This window comes from Hymenobacter lucidus (assembly GCF_020447265.1).
Taxonomy (GTDB): domain Bacteria; phylum Bacteroidota; class Bacteroidia; order Cytophagales; family Hymenobacteraceae; genus Hymenobacter; species Hymenobacter lucidus.
This window is the reverse complement of record NZ_JAJADR010000002.1, coordinates 237,906-261,973: the sequence shown is the minus strand read 5'-3', so window position 1 is coordinate 261,973 and position 24,068 is coordinate 237,906. Positions and strand designations below refer to the sequence as shown.

Below are 24,068 nucleotides of genomic sequence, written 5' to 3'. Positions count from 1 at the left end.
AGAGCGAAAAAACGCCCTCAACGGCCTCAAAACGAACTTTCTAAGCACGCGCTTTTTTTTTGCTCTTCTACACAAACGATTGTGAAATCCTTTTTTAGCACAAACGATTGTGTTGCTTTCTCTCCAATTCCCACATTCATTTTTTATGAAAAAGCCTGTACCAAAAATGGGTCGGATTACCCTTCCGGCTTTGCTTTGCTGCCTGCCTTTGCAGTCGGCACTGGCAGCTGCGGCCCCCGTGCCTGCCACAGCCAGCCACCCTGTAACCGTCGCGGCTGATGTAACCGTTAGCGGCCGGGTCGTTGACGGGAAAGGGGCCGCACTGCCCGGCGTGACGGTGCTGGTGAAAGGCACTACCAACGGGGCCTCGACCAACGCGGACGGCACGTTCACCATTTCCGCGCCGGTAGGTGGTACCTTAGTATTCAGCTATGTAGGCTATGTACGCCGGGAAATAGCCGTTACTGAGGCAACCACCACGCTGGAAGTGGCTCTGGCGGAAGACATGAAAGCCCTGAGCGAAGTAGTGGTGGTAGGCTACCTGCAGCAAGACCGACAGAACGTAACCAGTGCCGTCAGTAGCCTCGACGTCCGGGAAACCACCAAAGCTCCCGTACCTACGTTGGCGCAATCAATTCAGGGCCGTACACCAGGCGTGCAGGTAGAGGGCTCCGGTGCCCCAGGCGCCGTACCCAATATCGTTATTCGCGGCGTGGGCAGCCTAGCTTTGACCAGCCAGCCGCTGTATGTAATCGACGGGCTATGGACGGATAATATCCGTGATTTGAGCCCCAACGATATCGAATCGGCCACGGTGCTGAAAGACGCTTCTTCGACGGCCATCTACGGGTCGCGAGGGGCCAACGGAGTAATTCTGATTACGACCAAGCGCGGCGCGGCTGGAGAGCCCAGGATCAGCTTTAACGGGTATTCCGGGGTTGAAAGCATCTACAAAAAATATGATCTGACCAACCACAGCGAGTGGGCAGATCGGAGTGCCGTGGCCTATAACAACGCCGGTGTGCCCGTGTTGCCCGGGGCCGACAAGGCTGGCGGCACCTTTACCAACGCCGTGGATACGGACTGGCAAAAGGAGTTCTTCCAGACCGGCCGGGTGCAGGATTATAACCTGTCGTTTTCGGGGGGGACGCAGGCCGAGAAAAATGCTAGCAACTTCCTGATTTCCGCGGGCTACTTCAACCAAGAAGGCGTGGTGCAGGGCCCCAAGTTTGAGCGCTACAGCGTGCGCCTTAATTCGGGCCTGCGGCGCGGCCGCCTGAAGCTGGGTCAGAGTGCCCTGCTGACGCACGTCAATACGACGCTGCTTAACAATGTGGCTTTCGTGGACGTGCTGACTATGCTGCCCGGTATTCCCGTGTATGACCCCACCACGGTAAGCGGCTTCGGCTACGGCAGCGCCGCCTTGTTCAACTACTCGGTGAACCCCGTGGGCGCCCAGCAGATTTTAAACCGGACCCAGAAGAATGACCGGCTGCAGGGCAGTGCCAACGCGGAATTTGCGTTTTTCGACTTTCTCTCGTACCGCCTGAACCTGGGCCTGGAAATGCACCTGTTTGCCGACAAGGACGCTCGCAAGGAAGGCAGCATCCGGCTGGGTGACCCGGTGCAGGGGCAAACCTACCTGGCCGAAAACCGCGGTACCCAGCGCACGTTGCTGGTCGAGAATACGCTGAACTTTAACAAGCGCTTCGGCAATCACAACGTGAATGTGGTGCTGGGCTACTCCGAGCAGACGTATAATGCCGACAATACCTCTGGCCGTAGCACTGGCTTTCAATCGGTGCCCCAGTACTACTTTGTGCTCAACGCCGCTACCCTGGCCAGCAGCGCCACGGTGGGCGGCCTCATGGACGACTGGGCCAAGCGCTCCTACTTTTCTCAAGCCAGCTACGACTACGATAACCGTTACCTGCTCACGGCCAGCTTTCGGCGCGATGGGTCGTCGCGCTTCGACCGGAACCGGCAGTACGGCAACTTCGGCGCGGCCTCCGTGGGCTGGCGAGTGAGTGAGGAGCAGTTTTTCAAAGATGCCTTGCCCAAAGTAAGTAACCTGAAGCTGCGGGCCAGCTACGGCGTCAACGGCAACGATAACCTGCCCGGCTCTTACCTGTACCAGGCCACGGTAAACCAGAACGTGAATTACGTGTACGGTTCGGGTCAGGTCATCACCAACGGCGCCATTCAGATCGGGTTGGAAAGCAAGGACATCCGCTGGGAAGAGCGCTACACCACCGATGTGGGCCTGGACCTGGGGCTGCTCGACAACCGCCTGACGCTGGCGGCCGACTATTATGTATCGAACACCAAGAACGCGCTGGTAAATCCGCCTTTACCTACCTACCTGGGTAGCTACAACGCCGCGCCCTACACCAATCTGGGCGAAATTCAGAATAAGGGCTTCGAGCTGGCCTTGGGCTACCATGACAACCGTAAGGATTTCACCTATGGGGCCGATTTGTCTTTGTCGACCATTAAAAATGAAGTGTTGGCGCTGTCGGAGCTGCAGCCCAACATTCCCGGCGCGCTCAACCTGACGCGCACCACGGTAGGGCAGCCCATCAGCCGCCTGTTCCTGATTCCGATGTTGGGTATTTTTCAGTCGCAGAGTGAAATTGACAATTATAAAAACTCGGACGGCAAAGTGATTCAGCCCACCGCCAAGCCTGGCGACGTGAAGTACGAGGACGTGGACGGTGACGGCGTGATCAATACCGACTTGGACCGCCGCTTTGTGGGCAATCCGTTTCCGGACTTACAATTTGGGCTGAATCTGACTGCCGCTTACAAAGGCTTCGACATCAGCGTGTTCCTGCAGGGAGTGACCGGTAATGAAGTCTTTAATTCAACCCGCGCCTCGTTGGATAATCTGGAGGGCGGCAGCAACTTCCGCCGCGACATTGAGCCCTGGACCGAGCAAAACCACTCGACTACCACGCCACGCCTGGTGCAGGGCGGTAGCAACGGCATGAATACGCTACGCCAGACCACTCGCTGGGTGGAAGATGGCAGCTACCTGCGTCTGCGCAACATCCAGCTGGGATACACCCTGCCCAAAACCCTGAGCAACTATGTGCCCGGTCTGGGCAGCGTGCGGGTGTACGTCACGGGCCGCAACGTCTTCACCTTGACGAAATACACCGGTTTCGACCCTGAAACGCCGGGTGTCGGCACCTTTGGCCGGGGTGTGGATGATGGCAGCTACCCCAACGTGCGGGCCTTTACCGGGGGCGTGCAGGTAAATTTCTAAACCCGGCCGGGCCACATGCGCGGCCTTTCTTCCCAACGTTTGCTCTACTTCCATGAAACTCCATAAAATTTCCACTGTTCTGCTGGCCGGCAGCCTCTTATTTGGCACCGGCAGCTGCCAAGATGACCTACTCGATAAGGTAAACCCGAACGAGCCCAGCACCGGGCAGTTCTGGAAAAGCCAGGACGATGCCGTGCGGGCCGTTACGGCCATGTACTCCGGCCTGCAGTATATCGGTACGTACAGCCAGCGGTGGCACTTCGCTACCATTCCTCGCTCGGACGAGGGCTTTAGCCAGAGCCCCTACGTAGAACTGGCCCAGTACACCCGCTTTGTGCAGGCCAATACCACGTTTGAGTACTCCTACTTCATGTGGATTGACTTCTACCGGACAATTTTTCGCTGCAACCAGATCATTGCCCGGGTACCCGACATCAGCATGGACGAGACGCTGAAAAAGAGGCTGCTGGCCGAAGCCCACTACGTGCGCGCGCTGTGCTATTTCGATATGTCGATGACCTTTGGCAACGTGCCCCTGAACCTAGTGGTAGCCGACGCCGCCACCCGCGTGCCCCAGGGTACGGTGGAGTCAGTGCAGGCCCAGGTAATCACCGACCTGCTGGCCGCTAAGGCAGACTTGCCCCTCACTTACGGCGCCAATGAGAAAGGGCACGCTACCAAAGGGGCCGCTACGGCGCTGCTGGGGCGCGTTTACATGCTGCAGCGCAAATGGACGGAAGCCTCCGCCCAACTCGCTGAGGTCATCAGCTCCAAGCAGTATTCCCTGATGCCCGATTATGTGGATAATTTTACAATGGCTAATGAGAACAACAGCGAGTCGTTGTTTGAGGTCCAGTTTTCGGATGCTTCCATCACGGGTGGGCAGGACTTTGCCGGCGCGGCCGAAGGCAACGAGCGGGCACAGTTCTTTGCTCCCAACGGTATCGGCTACGCCGACGTGGAGGCCCGGCGCTGGGTATTCGATGAGTTTCGGGATTCCACTGCGGCCTTCGCGCCCGGCAGCAGCACGCGCCATCTGATAGACCCTCGCCGTGATGCCACGCTGTTTAGCGCCGTGGGCACACCGGTGGTGTACGGGCAGCCTTTCGGCGTGGGGGGGCTGAATCTGAACCCGAGCCGCTATTTCTGGCGCAAGTACCAGAATGACCGTACCCGCAACTTCGAGAACTTCTTCTCTGGCATCAATATCCGTCTGATTCGCTACTCAGACGTGCTTCTGATGCAGGCCGAGGCCCTCAACGAGTTGAACCGGCCCGCCGATGCTGCTGCCCTGGTAAATGAAGTCCGCACCCGTGCTGGTCTGAACCCGATTGCCACCACGCTCAGCAAAGAGCAGATGGTGACCCAGATTCGCCACGAGCGGGTTACGGAACTGTCGGGGGAAGGGGTACGCTGGTACGATATCAACCGCTACCGCCTGCTGGATGACCAAGCTGGAATCAATGAGCTGAAGACCCGCGACGCCGATTTCAACACCTTCGTGCTGGGCAAGTCCAAGCTGCTGCCCATTCCGCAGACCGACATCGATATTGACCGTAACATCAAGCAGAATCCTGGCTACTAAGCTCTGTTCGTGTTAATCCGCCAACAGCCGTTCCGGCCCCGCCAGAGCGGCTGTTTGGTCTTCAACGCCTTTCCTTCCCACCCGCGCCTCTGTTCCCACCCATGAAAATAGTTTCCCACGTGGCGTATGGGCCACTGCTCTGGCTGCTGCTGGCCGGCACCGCCTGCCAGAAAAGCAAGACCGCGCCTTTCGTGCCACCGGTAGTACCGCCCACTACCACGGCCACCACCTTTCAGAACCCGCTGATGAACTCCGGACCGGACCCGTGGGTATACCAGAAAGACGGATTCTACTACTATATGCACACGCTCAACGACCGGCTGGTAATCTGGAAGACGGAGAAAATGTCGGACCTGCGCACGGCTCCCAGCAAGGTAGTATGGCAGCCGCCAGCGGCGGGTAATGCCTCGGGAAACCTCTGGGCGCCGGAGCTTTACTTCCTGGACGGCAAGTGGTATATCTACTACTCGGCCGGCCCGGCTGGTACCGATTTAGGCCGGCAGCGCACCTGGGTGCTGGAAAATGAAGCCGCCGACCCTACCACGGGCACGTGGGTGGATAAAGGCCGTTTGTTTAGTGCCGCGGCCGACTACTGGGCCATCGACGGCACCGTGCTGGAGCAGAACGGCAACCGCTACTTCATCTGGTCGGGTCACAATGGAGTGGATGCTGTGCAGCGCCTCTATATCTCGCGAATGAGTAACCCCTGGACGCTGACTGGCCCGCGCACAGAACTTTCCCACCCTGAATACAGCTGGGAAAATGTGGGCCCGCCCTTTGTAAACGAAGGTCCCGAAATCCTTAAGCACGACGGCAAAACCTTTTTGGTGTACTCGGCCAGCTTCTGCGGTGCCGACCAGTACTCGCTGGGCTTGCTTACGGCCAGCAACACCGCCGACCCCATGCTACCGGCTTCCTGGACCAAGTCGGCCCAACCGGTTTTCTCCCAAAACCCCGCTGGCCGGGCCTATGCTACCGGCCACAACTCCTTTTTCAAGTCGAAGAACGGTAAAGAGGATTGGATTCTGTACCACGCCAACTCTAACCCTAACGAGGGTTGCGTGGAGAAGCGCAACCCACGCATGCAGAAGTTTGCCTGGAACGCCGATGGCACTCCCAACTTCGGCGTGCCGGTAGCTATTAATACTCCGCTTACCAAGCCCAGCGGCGAATAGTTAGCCCTCGGTGCTGGAATCCCTTCACTGCTAATCTCTAATACCCATGTTTTTCTCTCTACTGCTTACTTCCCGCTCTGCCTGGCTGGCTGCTCCAAACAGGCCGCGCCGGATTGTGTTTTTGGCGCTGCTGCTCTGGGCGCTGACCAGCACCGGTACCTACGCTCTGCAGGGCCAAACCGGCATCCACGACCCTTCCACTATTGTGAAAGAAGGTAATAAGTACTGGATTTTCGGCACCGGCCAGGGCATCTACAGCATGTATTCCACCGACCTTATTAACTGGACGGCCGGGCCACAGCCGGTATTTGCCAACAATGCTATTCCCAGCTGGATCAACACCAAAGTGCCCGGCTTCGCGGGCAACTTCTGGGCGCCGGAGTGTATTTTCATGAATGGCAAGTATTACCTCTACTATTCCTGCTCCACGTTCGGCTCCAAGGTATCGGCCATCGGGCTGGCTACCAACCTCACGCTGGACCCGACCAGCCCGAGTTATCGCTGGGTCGACGAGGGGGAGGTAATATCCTCCAACGCCAGCAGCAGTACCAATGCCATTGACCCGGCCGTATTCAAGGACACTAACAGCGATGTATGGTTTACTTACGGCTCCTTTTTTGGTGGTATCCGCATGCTGCAACTCAATACAGCCACCGGCAAGCCCCTGAATACTACCGGCTACACCGTCGCTAACGGTGGGGTGGAAGCTGCTTATCTAACTAAACATGGCAGCTTCTACTATCTGTTTATCAACCGTGGTGCATGTTGCCAGGGCGTCAACAGTTCTTACTATATCCAAGTAGGCCGGTCGACGTCGCCCAGCGGGCCGTTTCTGGATCAGAATGGAGTAAATCTGAACAACAATGGGGGTACAGTTCTGCTGAATGTATCGGGCCGCTTCGTAGGACCAGGCCACACAGGAATTTACGAAGAAGGTGGCGTAAGCTATTTTTCCCACCATTATTATGATAGCGACGATAATGGCGCGCCTAAATTGGGCTTGGCTAAGCTGACATGGAACGCCACCGGCTGGCCCGTCGTCAGCCGCGACTGGGTGACGCCGGGCCGCTACGAAATCAAGAGTCAGAGCAGTAACCTCGTGTGGGATGCCTGGGGCTGCACCGGCGTGGCGGGCCAGATGATAGCACAGGGCACCCCCGCCGGCCTCGACTGCCAGCGCTGGGACGTTACGGCCCTAGGCAACGGCGAATACAAGATTACCAACGCCCTGGGTGGCCTGGCCGCTGATGTGGCGGGCTGCTCGGCCGCGGCCGGTGCCCGATTGCAACTGGGTGCTTACAGCGGCACGAGTTGCCAGAAATTCCGCATCGACCGGGCCAATGATGGCAGCCTGGTGCTGGCTTCAGCCAATGGCAATAGGGTAGTGGAGGTGCCCAACAACTCGGCCACGGCCGGGCAGCAGCTGGGCTTGTGGGACTACAACGGCTGCGCCTGCCAGCACTGGCTGCTCACCATCAACGGCGTGTTGGCCACTACGGCCGGCAGCAAACTGACTGGTGTGAGCGTGTACCCGGTGCCAGCTACGCGGGCCGGCTTCACGGTAGCGCTGGGCGGCCCGCCCGCTGCCGAAGCCACGCTGGTGGAGGTGTACGACGTGCGCGGGCAGCAAGTGCACCGGCAGGAGTTCGGCCGGCAGCTCACCACGCTGGCAGTAGAAGCGGCCCTGAAGCCGGGTGTGTACCTAGTGCGGGTGAGCCGGAAGACTGGCACCGCTACACAAAAGTTGGTGATTCAATAAAGCGCAATTGGGAGGTGGAGAAGCCGATTTTGGGGCTGCTCCACCTCTTTTTTGTAAATAATCTACACAAACGATTGTGCAAATTCAAAAGCTTTTTTTACTTTACACACCAGTTCAGTCGGCATAGCTGCTCCGAAAACCAGTAACGTATTCGGGAGGTAACATGCAACAGCCTGAATTACAGAAAAATAAAGATATTGCTGAGTTACACAATCTATTGTCTGTAGTTGTGTGCTGCCGCTTACAAGTCTCCGTTCCGCTGCTTCCCCAAATTCTCACCTCCTTCGCCATGCTACATTCTTATCGTCCTGCCTTGCTGACCAGCCGCCTGCTGGGCTTGGCCGGCTTCCTGGCCCTGGCCAGCTGCAATCAGTCGGCCCCAACGGAACAGGCTGCCACCACTTCGGCCGCCACAGCCGACTCGACGCAGACGGCCGCTCCTGGTGCTGCTCCGGTGGGGGCCTCGTTTGGCAAAACCACCGATGGCACCGAGGTGCAGCTCTACACTCTTACCAACGCCCACGGCCTGAAAGTGAGCATCACCAACTACGGCGGCACTATCACCAGCCTGCTCGTGCCCGATAAGGATGGCCAGCTGGGCGACATCGTGCTGGGCTTCGACAACGTGAGCGGCTACCAGAGCCCGGAATACCTCAAGTCGGGCCCGTACTTCGGGGCCTTGATTGGCCGCTACGGCAACCGGATTGCTAAGGGCAAGTTTACCCTCGACGGAAAAGAATACACGCTGGCTAAGAACAACGGCGAAAATCACCTACACGGTGGTAAGAAGGGCTTCGACAAGGTGGTGTGGCAGGCCGAACCCGGCACTTCCGCCGACGGGCAGACGCTCACACTCATCTACTTGAGCAAGGACGGCGAGGAAGGCTACCCCGGCAATCTGAACGTGACGGTCGTGTACACACTCACCAACGACGATGCGCTGAAAATCGACTACTCGGCCACGACCGACAAGGCTACGCCTGTTAACCTCACCAACCACGCCTACTTCAACCTGAGCGGGAGCAAAGACGTGCTGGGCCACCAGGTAACTATTCCGGCCGACCGCTACAACGTGGTGGATGCCGGCCTGATTCCAACCGGGGAACTGCGCCCCGTCAAGGGCACCCCCTTCGACTTTACCGCGCCCCACACCATCGGGGAGCGAATTGCCCAGGTGCCCGGCGGCTACGACCACAATTGGTTGCTGAACCAGACCACTGGTATGCACGCCGCGGCTACCGTGTATGAGCCCACCACCGGCCGCACAATGGCAGTAACGACCACCGAGCCCGGCCTGCAGTTCTACACCGGCAACTTCCTCGACGGTACCCTCACGGGCAAAGGCGGTACCGTATACGGCAAGCATGCAGGCTTCTGCATGGAAACCCAGCATTTCCCCGACTCGCCCAACCAGCCCAAGTTCCCGACCACCACGCTCCAGCCCGGCCAGACCCTGCAGTCGACCACGGCGTACACCTTTGGCGTGCGCAAATAAGTGAAATGGTGATGTAGCGACTTAGTGAGTTTGATGTTCGATAGGAGCTATTGGCGCCATCAGAACGACAACTCCTTACGTCGCTAAATCATTAACTCACTAACTCACCATTTTACTAACTCACCGCTTTTCTGTGGAAACTACCACCCCAACCGACGCTTACGTTATTGGTATTGACTACGGCACTGACTCGGTGCGGGCCCTGCTGGTGAATGCCCGCACCGGGGCCGAAGTGGCCCAGGCCGTGCATCCCTACGCCCGCTGGAAAACCCAGCAGTACTGCAACGCGGCCAAAAACCAGTTTCGCCAGCACCCGCTCGACCATATCGAAGGCCTCGAAGCCACCGTGCGGCAAGTAGCCAGCCACGTGCCGGCCGAGCAGATTGTGGGCCTGGCCGTGGATACCACTGGCTCGACGCCCGGCCCCGTGAACGAGCAGGGTGTGGCTTTGGCCTTGCTGCCCGAATTCGCGGAAAACCCCAACGCCATGTTCGTGCTCTGGAAAGACCACACGGCCCTGGCCGAAGCGGCCGAAATCAACCAGAAGGCCCGCAGCTGGGGCGGCGAAGACTACACCAAATTCGAAGGTGGCATTTACTCCTCGGAATGGTTCTGGGCCAAGATTATCCACGTCACGCGCGAGGACGAGGCGGTGGCCCAGGCTGCGTACTCCTGGATGGAGCACTGCGACTGGCTCACGCTGCTGCTCACCGGCACCGACCTGCACGACTTCAAGCGCAGCCGCTGCGCTGCCGGCCATAAGGCCATGTGGCACGAAAGCTGGGGCGGCTTGCCCCTGGAGCAGTTCTTGGTGGAGCTGGAGCCCAAAATAACCCTGCTGCGTGGCCGCCTCTACCAGCAAACGTTTACCGCCGATGAAGTGGCTGGCCACCTCTCCGAAGAGTGGGCCACGCGGCTGGGCCTGACGACCAAAACCGTCGTGGCCGTGGGCTCGTTCGATGCCCACGCGGGAGCCGTAGCCGGCGAAATTGAAGCCTACTCGATGGTGAAAGTAATGGGCACCAGCACCTGCGACATCGTGGTAGCCCCCATGAACGAAGTAGGCGAGAAGCTTGTGCCGGGCATCTGCGGGCAGGTTGATGGCTCGGTGATTCCGGGCATGCTGGGGCTGGAAGCCGGGCAGTCGGCCGTGGGTGACTTGCTGGCCTGGTTCCGGCAGATGCTGGAGTGGCCGCTGAATACGATGCTGGCTTCATCCAAAGTGCTGAGCCCCGAGCAGCAACAGGCGCTGCGCCAGGAAATGAGCGACAATATCATGGTGGAGCTCAACAAAGCCGCCGCCGCCGTCGACCCCGAGGAGTCGCAGGTGCTGGCCCTCGACTGGGTGAACGGCCGCCGCACGCCCGACGCCAACCAGGCCCTGAAAGGTGCCATCATGAACCTGACGATGGGCACCTCGGCCCCGCAGGTGTTCCGGGCGCTGGTGGAGTCCATTTGCTACGGCTCCCGGCAGATTGTGGAGCGCTTCGAGCAGAATGGCATTCCCATCAAGCAGGTAATCGGGCTGGGCGGGGTGGCCAAGAAGTCGGCCTTTATGATGCAAACCCTGGCCGACGTACTCAACCGTCCCATTAAAGTAGCCGAATCAGACCAGGCGCCGGCCTTGGGCTCGGCCATGTACGCGGCTGTGGCCGCCGGCATTCATGCTGATGTAGTAACGGCCCAAAAGGCTATGGGCAACGGCTTTGCCGAAACCTACGAGCCCAACCCGGCCCGCGTGGCCGACTACCAGCGCCGCTACGAGCAATATCAGGCCTTTGGGCAGTATGTAGAACAGGCCACCGAGTTGCGCGGCGGCGAAGTAGCCGAAACCGAATTGGTAAGCCACGCATGAGCCAGTATCAAGAACTTAAACAGGCCTGCTACGAGGCCAATATGCAGCTGCCCCAACTCGGGCTGGTGCTCTTTACCTTCGGCAATGCCAGCGTAGTAGACCGGCAGAACCGCGTCTTTGCCATCAAGCCCAGCGGGGTGGCCTACGCCACACTCCGGCCCGAGGACATCGTCATTGTCGACTTCTCGGGCAAGACGGTGGAAGGGGAGAAGCGGCCTTCGTCGGATACCAAAACCCACGCCGTGCTGTATGCACACTGGGAGCATATCGGGGGCATCGTGCACACCCATAGCACCTACGCCACGGCCTGGGCCCAGGCTCAGCTCGACATTCCGATACTGGGCACTACCCACGCCGACCACCTCACAGCCGACATCCCGTGCGCGCCACCGATGGACGACCAGATGATTGCCGGCGACTACGAGCACCAGACCGGCTGGCAGATCATCAACGAGTTTCAGCGCCGCGGCCTCTCGCCCGAGGAAGTGGAAATGGTGCTGCTCAGCAACCACGCGCCCTTTACCTGGGGCAAAACCGTGGACAAAGCCGTGTACCACAGCGCGGTGCTCGAAGAAGTGGCCCGCATGGCCTACCTCAGCTGCACCCTACGCCCCGACGTACCCCGCCTCAAAGACGCCCTGATCCGGAAGCACTACGAGCGTAAACACGGCATCCACTCTTACTACGGCCAGAGCTAAAACCCGCGCGGCGGCCTGCTGCAACAGGCTGCTGCGCCTTTACCAATTTCACGAATTCCCTAACGCTTACCACCCGCCGGTCCGGAGCTGCCCGCACATTATCGTTTGTGTTGCTCTTCACCCGACTCATTTCACCCATGCTAGACATTTCCACCTACGAAGCCTGGTTTATCACCGGCAGCCAGCACCTTTACGGCCCCGAAACACTGGAGCAGGTAGCCCAGCACTCCCAGCAGATTGCCGAGGCCCTGGGCTCGGCGCTGCCGATTAAAATCGTTTATAAAGAGGTGCTGACCGGCCCCGAGGCCATTACCAAGCTAGTTCAGGAGGCCAATACCACCGCTAATTGCGTGGGCCTGATTGCCTGGATGCACACCTTCTCGCCGGCCAAAATGTGGATCAACGGCCTGAAGATTCTGCAGAAGCCCCTGGCCCACCTGCATACCCAGTTCAACCGCGACATTCCCTGGGGCGACATCGACATGGACTTCATGAACACCAACCAGTCGGCGCACGGCGACCGGGAGTTTGGCTTCATCGGGGCCCGCTTAAAGCTGAAGCGTAAAGTCGTAGTCGGCCACTGGCAGAGTGCCGATGTGCACGAGCGGCTCAGCATCTGGGCCCGCGCGGCCTGCGCCTGGGCCGACTGGCAAGGTGCCCGTATCGTGCGCTTCGGCGACAATATGCGCTACGTGGCCGTGACGGAAGGCGACAAAGTAGAGGCCGAGCTCAAGTTTGGCTACTCGGTAAATACCTATGGCATCGGAGATTTGGTAGCCGTGATAAACGCCGCCACCGACGAGCAGGTAAACGCGTTGCTGGCCACCTACGAGCAGGAATACGAGCTGGCTGACTCCCTGAAGGAAGGCGGGGCGCAGCGCGAATCGTTGCGTGAGGCAGCCAAGATTGAAGTTGGGATGCGCCAGTTTTTGCAGGACACGAAGGCCATCGGCTTCACCGATACTTTTGAGGATTTGCACGGCATGGCCCAGCTGCCCGGCATTGCTACCCAGCGCCTGATGGCCGAGGGCTACGGCTTCGGCGGCGAGGGCGACTGGAAAACCTCGGCCCTGGTGCGGGCCATGAAGGTGATGGGCGCGGGCCTGCCCGGCGGCAACTCCTTTATGGAAGACTACACCTACCACTTCCAGCCCGGCAACGAGCAGGTACTGGGCTCCCACATGCTCGAAATCTGCCCCAGCATTGCCGAGGGCAAAGCCCGGGTAGAAGTGCATCCGCTGGGCATCGGCGGCAAGGCCGACCCGGCCCGCCTGGTGTTCAACTGCCCCGCCGGCCCGGCCCTGAATGCCACCATCGTGGACCTCGGCCACCGTTTCCGCCTGGTCGTAAACGAAGTGGAAGCCGTAGCGCCCGAGCAGGACTTGCCCAAGCTGCCCGTGGCCCGGGTGCTCTGGAAAGTGAAGCCCAGCCTGAGTGTAGGCGCGGCCGCCTGGATCCTGGCCGGCGGCGCCCACCACACCGGCTACAGCCAGAACCTGACGGCCGAGTACCTCGAAGACTTCGCCGAAATGGCTGGCATCGAGTACCTCATCATCGACGACGAAACCAAGCTGCGCACCTTTAAAAACGAGCTGCGCTACAACGAGGTGGCTTTCAGCGGCCGGTAAAAATTCTTTGCTGCGCTACGCCTTACCCCCTGACCCCCTCTCCGAAAAGGAAAGGGGACACCGGTTTTGCGCGGACGACTGGCACCCCTCTCCTTTTTGGAGAGGGGCCGGGGGTGAGGCGCAACGTAGCGCAGCAAAAACGACCAACCAATTCCCGCTTCCTCCCACCTCCAAAATTCCCGCCCACCACATGCGTAATAACCTTACTACGCTCGATCTGCTGGTCTTTTTCGTGTACCTGATCGGGGTTTCGGCCTACGGTTTTTACATCTACAAGAGCAAGCAAAAGGCCGAGCAAAGCACCAAAGACTACTTTCTGGCCGAAGGCTCGCTCACGTGGTGGGCCATTGGGGCGAGTATGATTGCCTCGAATATCTCGGCCGAGCAGTTCATTGGCATGTCGGGCTCGGGTTTCAAAGTGGGCGTGGCCGTGGCGGCCTACGAGTGGGTGGCGGCCGTGGTGCTCATCATCGTGGCCGTGTTCTTCATGCCGGTATATCTGAAGAACCACATCTTCACGATGCCCCAGTTTCTGGAGCAGCGCTACAACTCGGCGCTCAGCCTGATTATGAGCATTTTCTGGCTGTTTCTCTACGTGCTGGTCAACCTCACGTCGATTCTCTACCTCGGCGCGCTGGCGCTCAGCAACCTCATTGGCGGCGACAGTTTCCACCTTATCATCGTGCTGCTGGCCATTTTCTCGCTGCTCATTTCCATCGGGGGTATGAAAGTGGTGGGCTACACCGACGTGGTGCAGGTAGTGGTGCTGGTGGTAGGCGGCCTGGTGACTACCTACATTGCCCTCACGCTGGTCAGTGACAAGTTTGGCCTCGGGGGCGGGGCTTTGGCGGGTTTTAATGCCCTGATGGAAAAGGCACCCGACCATTTCCACATGATTTTTGACAAGCCCACTAGCAATACGCCGCAGGTGGAAGTGGATAAATACCTGGCTTTGCCCGGCATTGCCATGTACTTCGCCGGCCAATGGATTGTGAACCTGAACTACTGGGGCTGCAACCAGTACATTACTCAGCGCGCCCTAGGGGCCGATTTGCACACGGCCCGCACCGGCATTCTGTTTGCCGGCCTGCTCAAGCTCATGATGCCAGTAATTGTGATGCTGCCCGGCATTGCGGCCTACGTGCTCTATAAAAACGGCTCGTTGCAGGCCGAAATGTCGAGCACCGGCGCCTTCAACTCCGACAACGCCTACTCAGCCATTCTCACGTTCCTGCCCAACGGGCTCAAAGGCCTGAGCATGGCTGCCCTTACGGCGGCCATCGTGGCCTCGCTGGCGGGCAAGGTCAACTCGATTTCGACCATTTTCACCCTCGACATCTACAAGCGCTACCTCAACCCCGCCGCTACCGAGAAAAAGCAGGTGTGGGTGGGCCGCCTCACCATTCTGGCGGCCGTGGTGCTGAGCGTGGCCTTCACCTGGAAGGATTTGCTGGGCATCGGCGGGGAAGGTGGGTTCCAGTTTATTCAGAAGTACACCGGCTTTATTTCGCCCGGCATTCTGGCCGTGTTCCTGCTGGGCATGTTCTGGAAGCGCACCACGGCTCAGGCCGGCATCGTGGGCATTCTGGCCGGCTTCGCGCTGTCGGTGTTCTTCAACAACTATGCGCCCTCCGTGCTGGGCCCCGAAACGCTGCTGTACACGGCTTTCCGCAACAGTGCCGGCGTGTATGAAATTCCCTTCCTGATCTGTATGGGCCTCTCGTTTGCCATTACGATGGTGCTGATGGTGACGGTGAGCCTGGCCGGGCCGGTACTCAACCCCCGCGCCATTGCCTTGCCCGCCGGCATGTTCCGCGTCAGCACCCAAACCATGTCGCTCATCGTGGTAACCATGCTGCTGCTCACGGCTCTGTACGTGAAGTTCTGGTAGCGGCCGGATACTCTAACCGTCTTTTTGAGCTGCTGAAAAACCAGCGTTTTGCCGAAGCTTACCCGCTACGGCTGATTCCACCAAAACGGGGGCGTGATTCATCTTCACGGCCCCGTTTTGATTTTCCGCCCCCGAATTCTCGCTCTATGTCTCTCCAACCCAATTCCCACAACCATGAAAACTCCACTACCTACTTCTCCGGCTCCCGGCCGGGTCCGCCACTTGCTGGGCCACTGCGCTAAGCTGCGCTGGCTGCTGCTGGCTTTCACGCTGCTCACGCTTAGCCCCCGGGCCCAGGCCCTGCAGGGCAACGACAACTGCCACGACCCATCCAGTATCATCAGAGACGGCAACAAATACTGGATTTTCACCACCGGGCGCGACATATACGCCATGTATTCCTACGACCTGGTGAAGTGGGAATCGGGGCCGCGCACGGTGTTCAACGGCTTCCGCCCCGCTTGGATTGCGGCCAAAGCCCCCAACTTCCAGGGCGACTACTGGGCGCCGGAATGCATCTTCCGCAACGGTAAATACTACCTCTATTACTCCCTGACCGACGCCTTCGGTCAGAACATTTCGGCCATCGGGCTGGCTACCAATGTCACGCTCGACCCGGCCAACCCCAACTACAACTGGGTGGACCAGGGCGAGGTGATTTCCAGCTCGGCCAGTAGCGCCTACAACGCCATTGACCCGGCTCTGATAACCGACGCCAGCGGCGGGCTGTGGATGACGTTCGGCTCCTTTTTCAAGGGCATCGGCCTCATCAAGCTGGATGGCACCACCGGCAAACGCTCGGGCACGAGCTTCAGCTGGCTGGCCGGCAACGTGGCCGCCGACGGCGTCACGCGCAATACCAGCGGCAACGAGGCACCCTTCATCGTGCGCAATGGCAGCTACTACTACCTGTTCATCAACAAGGGCCTGTGCTGCAAGGGCGCCGGCAGCACTTACTACATTCAGGTGGGCCGCGCCACCAGCGTCACCGGGCCCTACCTGGATAGGAGTGGGGTAGACCTGAATCGTAATGGCGGCACTACGCTCTTGGCTACTAAAGGCAACTACGTGGGGCCTGGGCACGTGGGCCTGTTCCAGGAAAACGGCGCCAACTACTTCACCCACCACTACTACGACAGCAACCAGAACGGCCGGGCCCGCCTGAGCGTGGGCAATATGGGCTGGGAGGCCTCGGGCTGGCCCTTCCTCACCCGCGACTGGCTGGCCGCGGGCCGCTACACGCTCACCAACCAGAGCAGCAACCTGGTCTGGGATGCCTGGGGCTGCACCGGCGCCTCGGGCCAGATGATTGCCCAGGGCCCCGCCGCCGGCCTCAACTGCCAGCAGTGGAACCTGACGCCCGACGGCAACGGTGAGTACAAAATAACCTCGGCCGTGGGCGCCGGGCTGGCTGCCGACGTAACCGGCAATAACCCCAACAACGGCGCCAAGCTGGCCCTCTACGCCTACAGCGGGGCCGCCAATCAGCGCTTTAAAGTGGAGCGCACCAACGGTGGCCGCTACGTGCTGTCGTCGGTGAACGGGGGGCGGGTGGTGGAAGTGCCAGCCTGCGCTACCGCCGCCGGCGTGCAGCTGGCCTTATACGACTACCTGGGCAATGCCTGCCAGCAGTGGGGCATTGCGCCGGCTACGGCCGCTCGGGCATTAGCCACGCAACTGATGGCCAACGAGCAGTTCAGCGTGTATCCCAACCCCGTTGCGCAGGGCCGCTTCGTGGTGAAGCTGAGCCCAGCCATGGCAGCTGCACCCGTTACCCTGACGCTCTCCGACACGCAGGGCCGCCGCGTGTACTCGCGCACCAGTACCGGCGCGGCCGCCGTGGCAGTAGAAGCTACGGTGGGGGCGGGGCTGTACCTGCTCCAGGTCAGTGGTGTACAGGGCACTTTTAGCCAGAAAGTAGTAGTGCAGTAACCGGCCCAAAGCAGCGGTGGCCGCCACCGGGCCACCGCTGCTTCCCAGGCAATGTCCCGTGTGCTGTTGCTCTGTCGATAAATCCTCGCCTTCAGCTGCTTACTCCCATAATGCCCGGCTCCACCGAATTTCAGTGGCCAAGAAATAAGCCAGAACGTCAGTTTCCTTCCTTAAACACAGGAAGAAAGCTAGTCTTCTAGCCCTAGCTTTTACCTTTTGCCTCTCGTCATTGCTATGAAACACTTACTGACTTCCTTTTTAGCCGCCGGACTGCTCACGGCGCCCGCGCTGGCGCAGTCCGTCAAACGCTCGGACTACCCGATTCAGGCCGTGTCGTTTACCCGGGTAAAGCTGGCCGACTCCTTCTGGTTGCCGCGGCTCAAAACCAACACCGACGTCACGATTCCGGCTTCGTTTCAGCGCTGCGAGGCCACCAATCGGGTGAAGAACTTCGAAATGGCGGCGGCCCGGCAGGGCAAGTTTGCCACCATCTTTCCCTTCGACGACACCGACATCTACAAGACTATTGAAGGCGCTTCCTACTCGCTCAAGCTCTACCCTGATGAAAAGCTGGACCAGTACATGGACGTGCTGATTGGGAAGGTAGCGGCGGCCCAGGAGCCCGACGGCTACCTTTACACGGCCCGCACCATCGACCCGGCCCACCCGCACAACTGGGCCGGCAAGGAGCGGTGGGAAAAGGAGCGGGAACTGAGCCATGAACTCTACAATTCGGGCCACCTCTACGAAGCCGCCGTGGCCCACTACGAAGCCACCGGCAAGAAAACCCTGCTCAATATTGCCCTGAAAAATGCCGATCTGGTGTGCTCGGTATTCGGGCCAGGCAAGCGGGCCGTGGCCCCGGGCCACGAAATCGTGGAAATGGGCCTCGTGAAGCTCTACCGCGTTACGGGCAAGCCCGAATACCTGAGTACTGCCCGGTTCTTTATCGACCAGCGCGGCCACTACCAGGGCTACGACCCCAAGAGCCCCGACGCCTGGCGCAACGGCTCTTATTGGCAGGACCACAAGCCCGTAGTGGACCAAAAAGAGGCCGTTGGGCACGCCGTGCGGGCCGAATACCTGTACTCGGCTATGGCCGACGTGGCCGCCCTCACCGGCGACCAAAAGCTGCTGGCCGCCGTGGATACCATCTGGCAGAACATGGTGAGCCGGAAGCTCTACGTGACGGGCGGCACCGGCGCGGTGCCGGGCGGGGAGCGGTTTGGCGGCAACTACGAGCTGCCCAACACCACGGCCTACAACGAAACCTGCGCCGCGGTGGCCAACGTGTACTGGAATCAGCGCATGTTTCTGCTCCACGGCGAGGCGAAATACGTGGATGTGCTGGAAAAAGTGCTGTACAACGGCCTGATTTCGGGCGTGGGCCTCGACGGCAAAACGTTCTTTTACTCCAACGCCATGCAGATCCGCAGCAGTGCCAGCTTCCCCCAAACCGAGCCTCAGCGCGCCGGCTGGTTCGACTGCTCGTGCTGCCCAACCAACCTGGCCCGCCTCATGCCTTCGTTGCCCGGCTACGTGTACGCCCAGAAAGGCAACGACGTGTACGCCAACCTGTTTATCAGCGGCACTACAGAGCTGACGGTCAATAAAAAGGTCGTCCGCATCACCCAGCAAAACAACTACCCCTGGCAGGGTGACCTGAAATTCACCGTTAGCCCGGCCACCGCTACCGATTTCAACCTGCTGGTGCGCCTGCCCGGCTGGGCCCTGGGCGAGGCCGTGCCGTCGGATCTGTACCGCTTTGCCGCGCCTGTTCAGGAGCAGGTCAGCATCAACGTAAACGGCAAGCCCGTGACCTATACCACCCGCAACGGCTACGCGGTGCTGGCCCGTAAGTGGAGCAAAAACGACGTGGTAGAGGTACGGCTGCCCATGGACGTGCGGCAGGTGCAGGCCCATACCAGCGTGCAGGACAACCTGGGCAAAGTAGCGCTGCAGCGCGGCCCGGTGGTGTATTGCGCCGAGTGGAAAGACAATAATGGCAAAGCCTCTAACCTGCTCGTGCCGGCCGCTACCACCTTCACTACCCGCTTCCAGCCCGAAATGCTCAACGGCATCATGCAGCTCCAGGCCACCGTGCCCGCGGTGCAGATTGACGCGGCCAATTCGAGTATCAGTACCACTCGCCAGACGCTCACGGCCATTCCCTACTACGCCTGGGCTAACCGCGGCAAGGGCGAAATGACCGTCTGGTTTCCCCAGCAACTCACCGATGTAGAGCTGATTTCGCGCAAAGCGCCGGAAGTGACGGTAGGAAAATAATTTCTTCGGCCTCAGCAAAAAAGCCCGGCGGTACAGATACCGCCGGGCTTTTTTGCTGGTAAAACAAACTCAGCTTCCATTCAGGGCTGCACCATGGGCCAGTCGGCCGCGTCCCAACTCAGATTTTCAATCCGCAACTTAGCGTGGCCTTTGTCGGCAGCATCGTAGCCGTGAAAAACCAGGAAATCCGCGTTATCAAAGCTGTAGACAGAATTGTGGCCCAGACCAAACCAATTTTTGTCGCCGGCTAATACCTGCGTGCCGCCGCCCTGGTCGAGAGCTATGCCAGCCTTATCGACGTAGGGGCCGGTGAGGTTTTTGGCGCGGCCCACCATTATTTTGTAGGTGCTCTGGGGGCCCCGGCAGCAGTAGTCGAACGAGGTAAACAGGTAGTAATAGCCGTTTTTGCGGAAGATGAACGGCGCCTCAATGGCGGCGTCGCCGGGCAGTGAGTCGTTGAGCTGCGGGTTGCGGGGCCGGCGGGCCACCGTGCGCCACTGCTCGGGCTGGGCCGGGGCCGTCAGGTCGGGCCGCAGCTTGACGAGCTTGATGCCTTCCCAGAACGAGCCGAACGTGAGCCAGGGTGTGCCCGCCTCGTCCCGAATCAGGTTGGGGTCAATGGCGTTCCACATATCCCGCCCCGGCACCGACTGCACTACCCGGCCGTGGTCAATCCATTTAAAGTCCTTGGCGCTCGGGTCCAGGGTTTTGTTGGTGGCCAGGCCGATGCAGGAGGTGTTTTTGCCGAAGGCCGAAACTGAGTAGAACAGGTAATAGGTGCCGTTGTGAAAGGAAATATCGGGGGCCCAGATGTGGTTTTTGAAGCCCGGCACTGCCTGCGCCGCCCAGGCCGGCGCCGTGGCGAAAACAGGCTTCTCCGGCGTCCAGCTCTTACGGTCCTTCGACGACCACACCGCAATGCCCGGCCCGGTGCAGAACATATAGTAGGTGCCGTTGTGCCGCGCCATTACCGGGTCGTGAGCCGGAATCAAGGCCGGGGCATTTTGGGCATGGCCGCGTAAGCTGGCCAGAAGCAGAAATACGGCCCAAAGCGGGTTCAGAAAGGAAAAGCGCATAGCAGGAGGGAGGAGCTGATACAGGGAAAAAAGGTCGTGCAGGGGCGCAAGCAGCAGCATCTCGCGGGCTGCCGTTGCAGTCAGCATTGTTTTGCTTACCACTGCCCGCGAGATGCTGCGACTCCGCTTCGCTCACGCTCGGAATGACATTTTTTAGCAGGCGGTTACTTCGCCGGCTTCACGCCTTCGGTGGTCATCTGCACCCGTTTCATCGTGCCGTCCTTGTTATAGTAGAGGTAGTCGATGCAGACGGAGCGGCGGAACGAGCCGCCGTCGGTGGGGATGCTGCCGTTGTGGTAGATGAAGTAGGGCCGGCCCTTGAACTCGATAATCGACTGGTGGTTGGTGTTGGAATTGCCGGCCACCTCGTTCAGCAGGCCCTTAAATTCCCACGGGCCTTCCGGGCTGCGGCTCATGGCGTAGGCTATTTTTTCCGGAAACTGGTAGGCGTAGCTCAGGTAGTACCAACCATTGGCCTTGTGCAGCCAGGGCGCTTCGGTGAAGCCGGGCAGGGTCGTAATCTGGTTGATGGGCCCGTCGAGTTCGGTCATGTTGGGCTTGAGCTTGGCCCAGTAGCAAATCGTATTGCCCCAGTACAGATACGCCTGGCCCTTGCCGTCGATGAACACGGTGGGGTCAATATCGTCCCAGCTGATCTTGGCCTGGGTGGTCATGTCGTTGGTAATCAGGGCCGAGCCCCGCGCGTCTTTGAAAGGCCCGGTGGGACTATCGGCCACGGCCACGCCGATACTTTTGCCCGGAATGGTGCCGTGCTCCACGGCCGCGTACAAATAGAACTTGCCATTACGCTCAATCACTTGGGAGGCCCAGGCATCGGCCTTGGCCCAGGCAAAGGCCTTGACGCTCAGCGGTGAGGGGTGCTCTTGCCAGCTCACCATGTCGGTTGAAGAATAGCAGAGCCACTCGTTCATCACGTAGCGTTCCTGCCGGGCTGGGGCTTCGTCGTGGCCGGCGTAGAGGTACACCGTGCCGTTGTAAACCAACGCGGCGGGGTCGGCGGTGTATTTGTCCTTGATGATGGGGTTGGCGGCTACTGGCACCGGTGCGGCCTGGCCCCGCGCTACCTGCGGGGCCAGGGTAGGAGCCGCCGCGAGCAGCAGACCAGTGAGCAGCGGGCGGAAAGCGGACCTTGGATTCGTTTTCATAGCGGTACGAATCAACGCTTAGCGCTTGCCAGGAATGCGCAGCACCGTGAAGGAGTGCGGGGCCAGCGTGTAGGTTACACTGGCCGAACCCACCTTGAACGACTCATCTTTGGGCGCCACGTTCAGCGGCTGATCCAGGGTATTTACGGCATTCAAGTCGTTGCTGGCCAGTACGGTAGCTTTACCGGTTTTGCCCAGCTTTTTCACGCCCTGCAGGTTGATGCTTACTGGCCGCGCCTCGGTAGAGTAGTTCACCAGCTTCACGATGATTTCGCCGGTTTTGTCGTCGGCTACGGCGCTGCTAAACAGGTTGTCATGGCCGTTTTTGGCATTTTCGCCGCGCTGCACCGGCAGCATGGTGGTGCCGGGGTTGGTGGAATACATTTTTTGCACGTAGTAGTTGGGCGTGCCGTAGGAGCGCAGGTTGTCAAACCAGATCATGTCGGGCGTCCACTGCCAGGCGTCCACATGGGCGAAGAGCGGGGCGTAGGAGGCCATAATTACCTTGTCGGCGTTGCGCTCCAGGCCCGTCATGAAGGCCGCTTCCGAAATGGCGCAGTCCCAGCTGTTCTTGTTGTCGGGGCTGCCGATGGCCACGCTCTGGGCGGCATACTCGCCGGCGAAGATCTTGGTGCCGGTGGTCGGGTAGTTGTCGTAGCGGCCCACGTTCTGCCGAAACCACTCGGGCTTGGCGTAGTAGTGCTCGTCGATTACCTCGGCCTTCAGCTCGCGCAGCCGCTGGCTGGCCTTGTCAAACAGCTCCCCGTCGGGGCTCGGGCCGGCGCTGCTCACGATGTTGATACCGGGGTACTTGGCTTTCACGGCCTTCATAAACGGCTCGTAGCGCTCCAGATACTGCGGGCCCCACTGCTCGTTGCCGATACCGATAAACTTGAGGTTGAAGGGCGCGGCGTGGCCCATGGCTACGCGTTTGGCGCCCCAGGGGCTACTGGCCGGACCGTTGGCAAACTCAATCAGATCCAGCGCGTCCTGAATAAAGGTTTCCAGCGTCGGGTCATCGTCGGCGTGGTTGTGGCCACTCGGGGCCGTGGGCGCACTCGGTCCGCCGGCCGTGCTGCCGGTAAACGGGGCCAGCTCAGCCGAGTTGAACTGGCAGGCCATGCCCACGTTCAGAATCGGGACGGGCTCAGCCCCGATGTCCTCGGAAAGCTGGAAATACTCGAAGAAGCCCAGGCCAAATGATTGGTAGTAGTCGGGCGTTGAGCGGTGCTTAAACTCCATGTTCCAGCGGTTGACCAGCGGCACGCGGGTGGCCACGTCGCCGATGGTTTCCTTCCACTGGTAGCGCTCGGTCAGGTTGCGGCCCTCCACGATGCAGCCGCCAGGAAAGCGCAGGAAGCCCGGGTTCATATCTTTAAGCAGCTGCACTAGGTCGGTGCGCAGGCCGTTTTCGCGCTTGTTCCAGGTGTCTTTCGGAAACAAACTCACCACGTCCAGATCCAGGGTGCCGGTGCCTTCCATCGTGAGCTTGAGGCGGGCCCGGGGCGCCGTGCCCGATGCTTTAAGCACGGCCGTATACTTTTTCCATTCGCCGGTGAGGCCCGTAATTTTGGTCTGGGCCAGCACCCGGCCCGAGCCGGCCGCTTCGGGGCCCGCCCCGCGCTGGCCATCCTCTTCCAAGGTCACGTTCAGGCCGCTCACGCTGCCCGGTCCGCGCCGCAGATACACCGAAAACGTGTATTCGGCGCTCTGCTTGATGCCCATGCCCCGGAAGCCTTCATTAATAAAGCCCGCGTCGGGGCTGGCCGTGGCGGCCGTCATGCGCAGAAAGTGGCGGTTGGTGGCGCTAATCGGCTGCTGGCCCGACACGGTGTAAGTCGACAGCGCCGCCGCGCCCCGGATGCCGCGCCAGCCGAGCAGGTGCTCGTCGAGTTCAAACGACTTGTTTTTGACCAGCTCGGGGTACAGCCCGCCGTCGGCGGCGAAGTTGATGTCCTCAAAAAACAAGCCGTACATCGTTTTGGCGATGGGTGCGCCGGGCTTGTTGACCTGCACCGTGAGGGTATTGGCGGCCGTGGGCTTGGTGGGCTGGGCCAGGGCCGGAGCGAGGCTGAGGGTGCTGCACAAGGTGAGGCCACTGGCCAACTGCGCAAATCGGGTGGGAAGGAAGGTGGGCATATGGAGAGTTGAAATGACGAAGCGCGGAGTAGCAGCTGTCTGCGTCGGGAGTGCCTGGGCCGCTTTTTAAGGCTGCCGTCGCCGGGTTGGTGAGAAATACCGGGTTTTAATAGGC

Annotated in this window: 14 protein-coding genes; 11 read left to right on the top strand and 3 right to left on the bottom strand. The window is 60.0% G+C overall.

Translation table 11 applies throughout. From position 1 onward, the window contains the following. The first annotated feature begins 238 nt into the window (after positions 1-238). From LGH74_RS07795 to LGH74_RS07745, 11 genes are all read left to right on the top strand, one after another. Positions 239-3,268, top strand: coding sequence for a SusC/RagA family TonB-linked outer membrane protein (locus tag LGH74_RS07795; RefSeq protein ID WP_226174210.1), 3,030 nt, complete (start codon positions 239-241; stop codon positions 3,266-3,268). 52 nt (positions 3,269-3,320) lie between these two features. Next, positions 3,321-4,853 (top strand): RagB/SusD family nutrient uptake outer membrane protein, encoded by a 1,533-nt coding sequence (locus tag LGH74_RS07790; protein ID WP_226174202.1) that lies wholly within the window; start codon positions 3,321-3,323, stop codon positions 4,851-4,853. 101 nt (positions 4,854-4,954) lie between these two features. After that, positions 4,955-6,028 carry a glycoside hydrolase family 43 protein gene (locus tag LGH74_RS07785; protein WP_226174194.1) on the top strand — a complete coding sequence of 358 codons (1,074 nt, stop codon included), beginning with the start codon at positions 4,955-4,957 and terminating at the stop codon, positions 6,026-6,028. 46 nt (positions 6,029-6,074) lie between these two features. Continuing rightward, the gene (locus LGH74_RS07780) at positions 6,075-7,787 is read left to right on the top strand and encodes a family 43 glycosylhydrolase (RefSeq protein WP_226174191.1); all 1,713 of its coding nucleotides are present in this window, start codon (positions 6,075-6,077) and stop codon (positions 7,785-7,787) included. 289 nt (positions 7,788-8,076) lie between these two features. Continuing rightward, positions 8,077-9,282: an aldose epimerase family protein gene (locus tag LGH74_RS07775; RefSeq protein ID WP_226174189.1), complete on the top strand. Its 1,206-nt coding sequence runs from the start codon at positions 8,077-8,079 to the stop codon at positions 9,280-9,282. A gap of 133 nt (positions 9,283-9,415) precedes the next feature. Then, positions 9,416-11,137 (top strand): ribulokinase, encoded by a 1,722-nt coding sequence (locus LGH74_RS07770; protein ID WP_226174187.1) that lies wholly within the window; start codon positions 9,416-9,418, stop codon positions 11,135-11,137. Beyond that, a complete protein-coding gene (locus LGH74_RS07765) occupies positions 11,134-11,835 on the top strand; it encodes an L-ribulose-5-phosphate 4-epimerase (protein WP_226174185.1) in 702 nt (233 codons plus the stop codon). The genes LGH74_RS07770 and LGH74_RS07765 overlap by 4 nt, the downstream gene beginning before the upstream one ends. Positions 11,836-11,972: 137 nt before the next feature. Continuing rightward, positions 11,973-13,463, top strand: a complete 1,491-nt coding sequence (araA, locus tag LGH74_RS07760) for an L-arabinose isomerase (RefSeq protein ID WP_226174183.1) — start codon at positions 11,973-11,975, stop codon at positions 13,461-13,463. A 190-nt stretch (positions 13,464-13,653) separates the two neighbouring features. Beyond that, a complete protein-coding gene (locus LGH74_RS07755; RefSeq protein WP_226174181.1) occupies positions 13,654-15,354 on the top strand; it encodes a sodium:solute symporter family transporter in 1,701 nt (566 codons plus the stop codon). Between the two features lie 174 nt (positions 15,355-15,528). After that, a complete protein-coding gene (locus tag LGH74_RS07750; RefSeq protein WP_226174179.1) occupies positions 15,529-17,286 on the top strand; it encodes a family 43 glycosylhydrolase in 1,758 nt (585 codons plus the stop codon). Positions 17,287-17,520: 234 nt separating this feature from the next. Further along, on the top strand, positions 17,521-19,572 hold the full coding sequence (locus LGH74_RS07745) for a glycoside hydrolase family 127 protein (protein WP_226174178.1): 2,052 nt from the start codon (positions 17,521-17,523) through the stop codon (positions 19,570-19,572). 80 nt (positions 19,573-19,652) lie between these two features. Here LGH74_RS07745 and LGH74_RS07740 read toward each other — a convergent pair whose 3' ends face one another. The 3 genes from LGH74_RS07740 to LGH74_RS07730 form a co-directional block, all read right to left on the bottom strand. After that, positions 19,653-20,648, bottom strand: coding sequence for an arabinan endo-1,5-alpha-L-arabinosidase (locus tag LGH74_RS07740; protein ID WP_226174176.1), 996 nt, complete (start codon positions 20,646-20,648; stop codon positions 19,653-19,655). 164 nt (positions 20,649-20,812) lie between these two features. Further along, positions 20,813-21,814 carry a glycoside hydrolase family 43 protein gene (locus LGH74_RS07735; protein WP_226174174.1) on the bottom strand — a complete coding sequence of 334 codons (1,002 nt, stop codon included), beginning with the start codon at positions 21,812-21,814 and terminating at the stop codon, positions 20,813-20,815. A gap of 18 nt (positions 21,815-21,832) precedes the next feature. Then, positions 21,833-23,953: an alpha-L-arabinofuranosidase C-terminal domain-containing protein gene (locus LGH74_RS07730; protein ID WP_226174172.1), complete on the bottom strand. Its 2,121-nt coding sequence runs from the start codon at positions 23,951-23,953 to the stop codon at positions 21,833-21,835. Positions 23,954-24,068 lie beyond the last annotated feature (115 nt).

Bases quoted from the DNA above. Each gene is read 5' to 3' on its own strand.
- LGH74_RS07790 (WP_226174202.1), top strand. From the start codon at position 3,321: ATGAAACTCCATAAAATTTCCACTGTTCTGCTGGCCGGCAGCCTCTTA.
- LGH74_RS07785 (WP_226174194.1), top strand. From the start codon at position 4,955: ATGAAAATAGTTTCCCACGTGGCGTATGGGCCACTGCTCTGGCTGCTG.
- LGH74_RS07780 (WP_226174191.1), top strand. From the start codon at position 6,075: ATGTTTTTCTCTCTACTGCTTACTTCCCGCTCTGCCTGGCTGGCTGCT.
- LGH74_RS07775 (WP_226174189.1), top strand. From the start codon at position 8,077: ATGCTACATTCTTATCGTCCTGCCTTGCTGACCAGCCGCCTGCTGGGC.
- LGH74_RS07765 (WP_226174185.1), top strand. From the start codon at position 11,134: ATGAGCCAGTATCAAGAACTTAAACAGGCCTGCTACGAGGCCAATATG.
- araA (WP_226174183.1), top strand. From the start codon at position 11,973: ATGCTAGACATTTCCACCTACGAAGCCTGGTTTATCACCGGCAGCCAG.
- LGH74_RS07755 (WP_226174181.1), top strand. From the start codon at position 13,654: ATGCGTAATAACCTTACTACGCTCGATCTGCTGGTCTTTTTCGTGTAC.
- LGH74_RS07750 (WP_226174179.1), top strand. From the start codon at position 15,529: ATGAAAACTCCACTACCTACTTCTCCGGCTCCCGGCCGGGTCCGCCAC.
- LGH74_RS07745 (WP_226174178.1), top strand. From the start codon at position 17,521: ATGAAACACTTACTGACTTCCTTTTTAGCCGCCGGACTGCTCACGGCG.
- LGH74_RS07740 (WP_226174176.1), bottom strand. From the start codon at position 20,648: ATGCGCTTTTCCTTTCTGAACCCGCTTTGGGCCGTATTTCTGCTTCTG.
- LGH74_RS07735 (WP_226174174.1), bottom strand. From the start codon at position 21,814: ATGAAAACGAATCCAAGGTCCGCTTTCCGCCCGCTGCTCACTGGTCTG.
- LGH74_RS07730 (WP_226174172.1), bottom strand. From the start codon at position 23,953: ATGCCCACCTTCCTTCCCACCCGATTTGCGCAGTTGGCCAGTGGCCTC.